We start from the raw sequence: 7584 nt of genomic DNA, 5'->3' as shown, positions 1-7584 counted from the left end.
CTCCCGCCGGAGGATTCGCGACCGGGGGCACGCTCGTAGCGTCGGCCGCATGATCGAAGCAACGGAACTCACCAAACGCTACGGCGACCGGACCGCCGTCGACCGGCTGTCGTTCACCGTCCGGCCCGGCCGCGTGACGGGCTTCCTCGGCCCGAACGGCGCAGGGAAATCGACCACCATGCGCCTGATCCTCGGCCTGGACTCCGCGAGCGCGGGACGGGTCACCGTGGGCGGCAAGGCCTACGCGGACCTGCCCGTACCGCTGCGGGCGGTCGGCTCCCTGCTGGACGCCACGGGCGTCCACGGCGGCCGCTCCGCCTACCACCACCTGGCCGGACTCGCCGCGAGCAACGGCATCCCGCGCCGCCGCGTCGAGGAGGTCCTCGACCTGGTCGGGCTGCCCGAGGAGACGGCCCGCCGGCGCACCAAGGGCTTNCAAGGGCTTCTCGCTCGGCATGGGCCAGCGGCTCGGGATCGCGGCGGCGCTGATCGGGGACCCGGAGGTGCTGATCCTCGACGAACCGGTCAACGGCCTCGACACCGAGGGCATCCGCTGGATCCGGGGGCTGATGCGGTCGCTGGCGGCGGAGGGCCGCACGGTCTTCCTCTCCAGCCACGTCATGAGCGAGATGGAACTGACGGCCGACCACATCGTCGTGATCGGACAGGGCCGGCTCCTCGCCGACACGACCATGCGGGACTTCATCGAGACCAACTCCCGCGCGCACACGCTCGTACGGTCCCCCGAACCGGAGAAGCTCCGGGCCCTGCTGGAAACGGCGGGGGCGCAGGTCCGCCTGGAGCCCACGGGCGGCTGGCGGGTCGAAGGGCCGGACGCCGCCACCATCGGCGACCTGGCCCGCGACCACGGCGTCGCCGTCCACGAACTCACCCCCGCCCACTCCTCCCTGGAGGAGGTCTACACGGCGCTCTCGCGGTCCTCGGTGGAATACCGCACCGAGTACCGCACCGAGGACCGGACCGACGACCACCCCGCCGCGCCCAGCCGGAAGGAGACAGTCCGATGACGACACCCGTTCTCGGAACCCAGGCCCTGGCCCACGAGTGGATCAAGTTCCGCAGTGTGCGCTCCACGGTGTGGACGACGGCGGCGACCGCCGTACTGCCCGTTCTGGGCGCGGTGTTCGTCGCCACGACCGGAAGCCTCCAGTCCGACGACACGGTCCTGGGGGGGCAGCCTCACGCTCTCCGTCGTCGCCCAGATGCTGGCGGCGGTGGTGGGTGCGCTGGTGATGACGGGGGAGTACAGCAGCGGCACCATCCGGACGACGTTCGCGGCCCGCCCCCGCCGCTCCACGGTCCTCGCCGCCAAGGCCGTGCTGGTAGCGGGCGTGATGTACGTCCTCGCCCTGGCCTCCTGCACGCTCGCCTACCTGGTCGGGGACGCCCTGCTGCCCGAGGGCCGGTACGCCCGGGGCGAGCCGCTGCCCGCCCTGTTCGGCATCGCCGGTTCCTTCGCGGTGGCCGCCGTGCTGGGCCTCGCCGTCGGCACCCTCGTACGCCACTCCGCCGGCGCGGTCACCACGGTGATCGGCCTGCTGCTCCTGCCGTCCCTGTTCGGCCCGCTCTTCGGCGACGCGGAACGCTGGATCGCCGGCCTCTCCCCGACGGCCGCCCTGGAGAAGCTTTTCGAGGCCGGGGATCGTTGCGCTCAGAAGCAGCTCTCGATCAGAAGCTGACCTTGCTTCGGGCTGAGCCGCGGGTCGCACAGGGTGGTGTAGCGGCGCCTCAGGTCATCCTCGCCCACCACGGGGCCGCCGATGCACTCGGTCACCTGCTCGCCCGCGGCCTCCAGGTGGAGTCCGCCCGGGGGCACCCCTTGGTCGTCCAGCACACGAAGGAAGATCCGCACCTCCTCGACGAGGGTGTCGAGGTAGCGGGTCTTCAGACCGTTGGCCGCGGTGACCGTGTTCCCGTGCATGGGGTCACAGACCCACACGGCAGGATGCCCGCTCTCCTTGACGGCGGCGACCAGGCGGGGGAGGGAGTCGGCGGCTCGATCACGGCCCATGGACCACGGTCCGAGCGACGGCTCGCCGTGGTCGGCGGTCCGGGCGACCGCCTCCCTGGCCGACCGGTGGCCGTCCACCTGTCCGAGAGTCCGGGACGCGGCCCGGTACGCCCACAGCATGCGCCGCGGATCGGCCTGGCGCGCGGCCCGGCTCGGCAGCTCGGAGTTGATCAGATGCCCGCGGAAGGACGGCAACATCCGGTCTCCCACCCGCTCCACCGGCTTCGACCGGGGCTTGGCGTACTGGCCGCCGATGCGGCCGACGCGCAGGACAGGACGGCCGGTCCGTTCTCCCAGCGCCCCGGCGAACCGGTCCAGCATCTCCATGCGGGCGTCGACCGCCTCCGGCGTGCACGCGTAGAAGCTCTCGGCGCAGTCACCGGCCTGGATCATCACCGCTTCCCCGCTCGCGACGCGCGCGAGCGCAGCCCGCACCCGTAACAGGTCGTCGGGCCGGACGAGCCCAGGGGCCGCTGTCAGGGCANACTGCTGCTTGCTCGGCGAGCCGGGCCGGTGGTCCACCGGCGCGTCTCGGCGTGCGAGGAGGAGGTGGACGCGACGGGGGCTGCGGGCTGCTCATTCATCATGGTCATCGGCGGGCCAGCCCTGTCGGGAGATGGGAAGGGCGGACGTGGCACACAGAGCGCCGGCCAGGGCGGACTGGGCCTGCGCGTACTTGACGGTCGGTGTGACGCCGGTCGGCGCCAGGACCGTATGGAAGCCACCGTGCCGATGGTCGGCCAGACGGCCGATCGCCGCTCGGGAGACCGCGGTGGCACCGCGGTCGTCATGGCCTCGGGAGCGGAGCACGGAGCCTGCGAGCAGCAGGTACGCGGTGTCGATGGCGCTGATACCCCCCGTGTCGTGACGCCGGGAGAAGTGACGCACAGTCATGTCGAGGACTCGGTGCGCGGCGTCGATGTGCTCCGCGGAGTCCAGCAGTCGGGCGGCGTGGGCCATGGCGAGTGCGATCCGCGGGTCACCGCCGGGCGAGGGCCGCTCACGGACGTGTCGGTTCAGGAACACGACCATCTGCGGCAGTTGCTCCGTGTCCACGTCCGGCTCTCCGAGCGCGTCCGCGATGGCCAGCGCGCGCAGGGCGGAGGCTGTGGTGAGCGGAGAGGGAGTGCCATCCACCGTCTGCCTCCACTCCTGGCTGACCCGGCTGGGGAAGACCCCGTTCACGCAGGTGCTGAGGCAGCGGTTGAGCAGGTCGAGTGCCCGGACGCGGGCGACCTGGTCGGCGGTGTGCAGACTGCCGACCAGTAGTGCGGCAGCCGCGTGGAACTGATGGCGGAGCGTTCGCGGGCGCCCTGTGGGCTGAGCTCGCCAGGAACGGTCCGCCAGCTCCGAGAAGCCGGGCAGACCGTCCCTGTCGAGCAGGGCGTACAGACCCCGGAGCGCGACCGGAAGCTCCTGCGGCGCGTTGTCGGCCAGCGCCAGCACTGCGGCGGACTGATCGGAGAGGTGCTTACGGCCGGTGATCGGAGGGCCGCCGACCGAGGGCGCGGCGCGGTGCACACCGCCCTCCTCACGGTCGAGGAGATGTTGGGCCAGCCACACGGTCGCGGAACGGCTGAGACTCTCCGGCGATGTGGGCGGACTGCCGGGCGGCGCGCCGCCCGGCCTGTCGGTGGAAAACTTCGGCATGGGATTCCTCGCTGTTCTCGTCCTCGGTTGTGCGCGGGCGCGATCAGACGGGCACGGGGGCCAGAACCCCGCACAGCAGCTCACTGAGGATCCGGGTGCCGTGCTCGGTGAGGACGGACTCGGGATGGAACTGCGCGGTGGCGAAGCCGGGTCCGTGCAGGGCGTGTATCTGGCTCGTTACGGGATCACGGGACAAGCGGACAGGCCCGCACAGTCCGGGGAGCTCGAAGCTGTCCGCCGGGCTGACCGCTGCGAAGGTGTTGTAGAAGCCGACCAGTTCCTCGCCCCAGGGCAGCCGCACCGGCAGTTGCAGACCCTGGTTCGGGCGCTCCCGGCGTACGAGCTCCAGGCCGAGTACCCCGGACACCACTTGGTGCCCGAGGCAGATTCCGAGGAAGGGCAGGTCCTTGGCGAGCAGGCCGCGGACCGTCTGGCGCAGGGCTGCGATCTTCGGGTCGGCGAGGTCCCGTGGGTCGCCCGGGCCCGGGCCGACAACGGCGAAGTCGTAGTCGGTCGGGTCGGGTCGGTCGCGCCAGGAACGCACCTCGATCCGGCACCCGAGTTCCTGCAGTTGCCGAGCCAGCATGGCGGTGAACATGTCCTCGGCCTCGATGACCAGTCCGCGCAGGCCCTTGAGCTCCGGCCGGTCGGGAGTCTCGCCGCGCCCCGGTTCCAGCCAGAAACGTGCGAGCGATCGGTTGCGCTCGCTCAGCAGTTCGCGGACCACCGGATGCTCGGAGAAGGCACCGGTCCTCTCGGCGGACGGGGCCGCTTCCCCGCCGCCGCCCTCGTCCTCGTCCAGGCCGAAGGCAGCGAGAAGTCCTGCGGCTTTGGCCCGTGTCTCGGCGGCTTCGGCGGCCGGGTCGGACAGCCGGACCAACGTGGCCCCGACGCCCAGCCGCAGGCGCCGCTCGGCATCCACCTCGGCGGTGCGGATGACGATGGCGGAGTCCAGCACCACCTCTCCCAGAGGGTCACGACCGATCAGCGCGGCCACGCCGCTGTAGTAGCCGCGGCCACCGTGCTCGTGGCGGGCGATGACCCGGCACGCGTTCTCCAGGGGGCTGCCGGTGACCGTCGGGGCGAACAGGCTGCCCCGGAGAATCGCGTCGGTGTCCGCCTGGGTCCGTCCCTCGATCAGGTACTCGGTGTGCGCGAGCCGGGCCATCTCCTTGAGGTACGGCCCCTGGACGATGCCGCCGTCCGGACAGAAGCCGGCGATCATCTTCAGCTCCTCGTCCACCACCATCAGCAGCTCGTCGGCTTCTTTGCGGTCCCGGAGGAACGTCGCCAACTCGTCGAGCTCCGGTCCGAGCGCGGGGTAGCGGTAGGTGCCGCTGATCGGGTTCATCACCGCGGTGCCGGCGGCCACACTGATGTGCCGTTCCGGGGTGGCGCCGATCAGCATGTGGTCGCCGGTGTGCACCAGGAACACCCAGTACGCGCCCCGGCTGCGCTCGAGCAGTCGCCGGTAGACCGACAGAGCCTCCTCCGTACCGAAGCCGGGGAGCTCCGCGGTGAAGGTGCGGCGGATGACGAAGTTGGCGCCCTCGCCGGTACCGATCTCCTGCTCGATCACGTCGCGGACGATGCGCTCGTATTCCTCGTCCTGCAGATCGAAACGAGCGTTCCGCAGCCCGACGGGTGTCCGCGGCAGGCGTCGCAGGGCGTCCGCGAGGGGGACGCTGCCCTGTCGGCGGACCGCCAGGGTGCGGATCGGTACCTGGTCGTCCTGGCAGGCGAAGCCGCGCTCGGTGATCTGGCGGTAGGGGATGAGCGCCAACAGATCGTGCCGGGCCCCGCCCGGAACCTCCGGACCGCGGTGTGCCGTCGGCAGCTCGGACAGCAGTCCCGCCGTCCCCGGATCGCCGAGCAGGATCTCCACCTGGTCGCCGGTGCGCTCGGGCCGGTACAGGAGGGCGAAGGCCTCGGGCGGAGTGGGTTCGTTTGAGGCGGGCGCCGTCTTCGCGGCGTTCCGGGCGGTGCTCAGCAGCAGGTCCAACAGGTCACTCATGCCGGCACCTCCTGCGCACGGCCCAGGACAAGGTCGAGCAGCGCCGAGCCTTCCTCGGGAAGCCGGTCCCCGCGCCAGGCGGCGTGCTGGTCGGGCCGGACAAGAACCAGGTCAGCACCCCAGACCGCGCGAACCGCAGGGGCGTCCAGCGCGAGGTGCTTCATGGGCACTCCCTTCTCGATGGCCAGCTCGGCCCACGGCGCGCCGGCACCGGAACCCGACAGATCGACCAGGGTGAACGCGGGACCCAACCGGTCGAACAGTTCGGAGCCGTCGGACAGGCGGAGCGCGGGCACCCGACCGCCGGGCCAGACGCTCGGGGTGATCCCCGTCCAGTCCCACTCGGGGGCGGGGCCCGGTTCGGCGGCGATCACGGCGGACTGGTGATAGCGATGATCGAAGTGGATGCCGGAGTTGTCGACCTGGTAGGACTCACGGTGCAGGAACCCGGCGAGCTGCTCGCGGGAGGCCCCGTCCCGGGCAAGCTGTCCGAAGCGCCGCCAGACCTCCAGCAGGTTGCTCGACATCTCCTTGTTGAACAGGGCGACCGGGCGCCGTTCGGCCTCGTAGCTGTCCAGGAGTGCCTCGCCTCCCCAGCCGCCGAGGCGGGCGGCGAGCTTCCAGCCGAGGTTCACGGCGTCCGCGATGCCGGTGTTCGCTCCGTGGCCGCCGAAGGGGTAGAACTGGTGGGCCGAGTCGCCCGCGAGGAAGGCACGTCCGCTGCGGTAGCGGTCGGCGACGGCCAGTGTGCCGGTCCAGTGACTGACTGTCAGGACCTCGTCCACCGTCAGCTTCTCGCCGAGCTTCTCCGACATGGCGGCCACCGGGTCGCCTTCGAAACGCGTGCCGTCGGGTATCTGGAAGGAGGCGGTCCACAGCTCGCCCTCGTCCCGGGAGACCAGGGTGATGCCCCGGGCGCTGGTGGTGATGAACGCTCGCCCGTAGCGCCGAAGCAGCGGGTCGGAACTCCGGAAATAGACTGAGCAGCGGCTGGTGGAAGGGCCGCTGACAGGCAGGCCGATGCCGAGCGCGCGCCGGAGTGTGCTGCCCCCGCCGTCACAGCCGACCAGGTAGTCCACCCGGACTCGTTGACCGGTGTCGGGCGCCTCTTTCCTGTGGTCGACCAGAGTGACGGTGACTCCGTCCGCGTCCTGCTCCGCGCCGGTGAACTCGACGCCTTCCTCGAAGTCCACAAGGGCGTTCGCCCGCAGAGCCCGGCGCAGGACGTCCTCCAGCAGGGAGCCGGTGATCCGCGAGTACGGTTCGGCGGCACCGGTGCCGTCCACGGTCGTGGCGAATCGATCGGCCTGCGCGCGGGGCGACGGCTGCCGCCACACCGCCACAGGCGGCCGGCTCAGGTCCGGGGTGAACATGAAATCGGCATCGAAGTCGGCGGGAACGGCCCCCTTCCGCACCTCGTCCGCCAGGCCGAGCCTGCGCAGCAGCTCCATGCTGCGAGCGTTGATGTAGTCCATCTTCGGGAACAGCGGTGGCGCCACGGCACGGTCGACCACAAGGCTGCGAACACCGTGCCGGGCCAGCTCGAGCGCCAGGATCGCGCCAACCGGGCCGGCACCGGCCACCAATACACGTGTCTCGTCCCGGATGTGAGACCTTGGCTGATTCATACCCACGCCGAACGGCTCCTTCAGTTCCTGCACGGCCCCCCGTTGGACACGCGACGTTGACGTCAATCCTTGCCAGGCGCCGCGTGCCCAGGGATCACGACTTCTCGTGATACCCCGCCGCGACGTGGATCCCGGATATCCCGTGAAACGGCGATGACCGAATCCCTGAGCTGGGCAAGGCTGGCAATCGCTGTTCGAACGAATGCCTGATGCGGCAACGGGGTGCCGATACCCGGAGACATCGAGACAGCCGACAGACA

5 protein-coding genes and 1 pseudogene are annotated in these 7584 nt (G+C 71.0%); 2 read left to right on the top strand and 4 right to left on the bottom strand.

From position 1 onward, the window contains the following. The first annotated feature begins 49 nt into the window (after positions 1-49). A pseudogene (locus tag D3105_RS09700) lies at positions 50-1028 on the top strand (ATP-binding cassette domain-containing protein). Positions 1029-1235: 207 nt separating this feature from the next. Continuing rightward, entirely contained in the window at positions 1236-1700 is a 465-nt protein-coding gene (locus D3105_RS09695) for an ABC transporter permease subunit (protein ID WP_240646854.1), read from the top strand. On the opposite strand, the gene D3105_RS09690 is transcribed toward D3105_RS09695, so the two are convergent. Genes D3105_RS09690 through D3105_RS09675 form a run of 4 tightly spaced genes read right to left on the bottom strand, consistent with a single transcriptional unit; the run spans position 1673 to position 7324 of the window. Beyond that, entirely contained in the window at positions 1673-2554 is an 882-nt protein-coding gene (locus D3105_RS09690) for a 3-deoxy-7-phosphoheptulonate synthase (protein ID WP_118902164.1), read from the bottom strand. The two genes, D3105_RS09695 and D3105_RS09690, sit on opposite strands and share 28 nt — an antisense overlap. Before the next feature lie 54 nt (positions 2555-2608). Next, positions 2609-3682 (bottom strand): hypothetical protein, encoded by a 1074-nt coding sequence (locus D3105_RS09685; RefSeq protein WP_123947574.1) that lies wholly within the window; start codon positions 3680-3682, stop codon positions 2609-2611. Positions 3683-3725: 43 nt separating this feature from the next. After that, the gene (locus D3105_RS09680) at positions 3726-5696 is read right to left on the bottom strand and encodes an anthranilate synthase family protein (protein ID WP_118902158.1); all 1971 of its coding nucleotides are present in this window, start codon (positions 5694-5696) and stop codon (positions 3726-3728) included. Then, positions 5693-7324, bottom strand: coding sequence for an FAD-dependent monooxygenase (locus D3105_RS09675; RefSeq protein ID WP_118902172.1), 1632 nt, complete (start codon positions 7322-7324; stop codon positions 5693-5695). The genes D3105_RS09680 and D3105_RS09675 overlap by 4 nt, the downstream gene beginning before the upstream one ends. Positions 7325-7584: the final 260 nt, after the last annotated feature.

Source organism: Streptomyces globisporus, assembly GCF_003501885.1.
GTDB lineage: Bacteria > Actinomycetota > Actinomycetes > Streptomycetales > Streptomycetaceae > Streptomyces > Streptomyces globisporus_D.
This window is presented reverse-complemented; position numbering and strand designations above follow the sequence as displayed.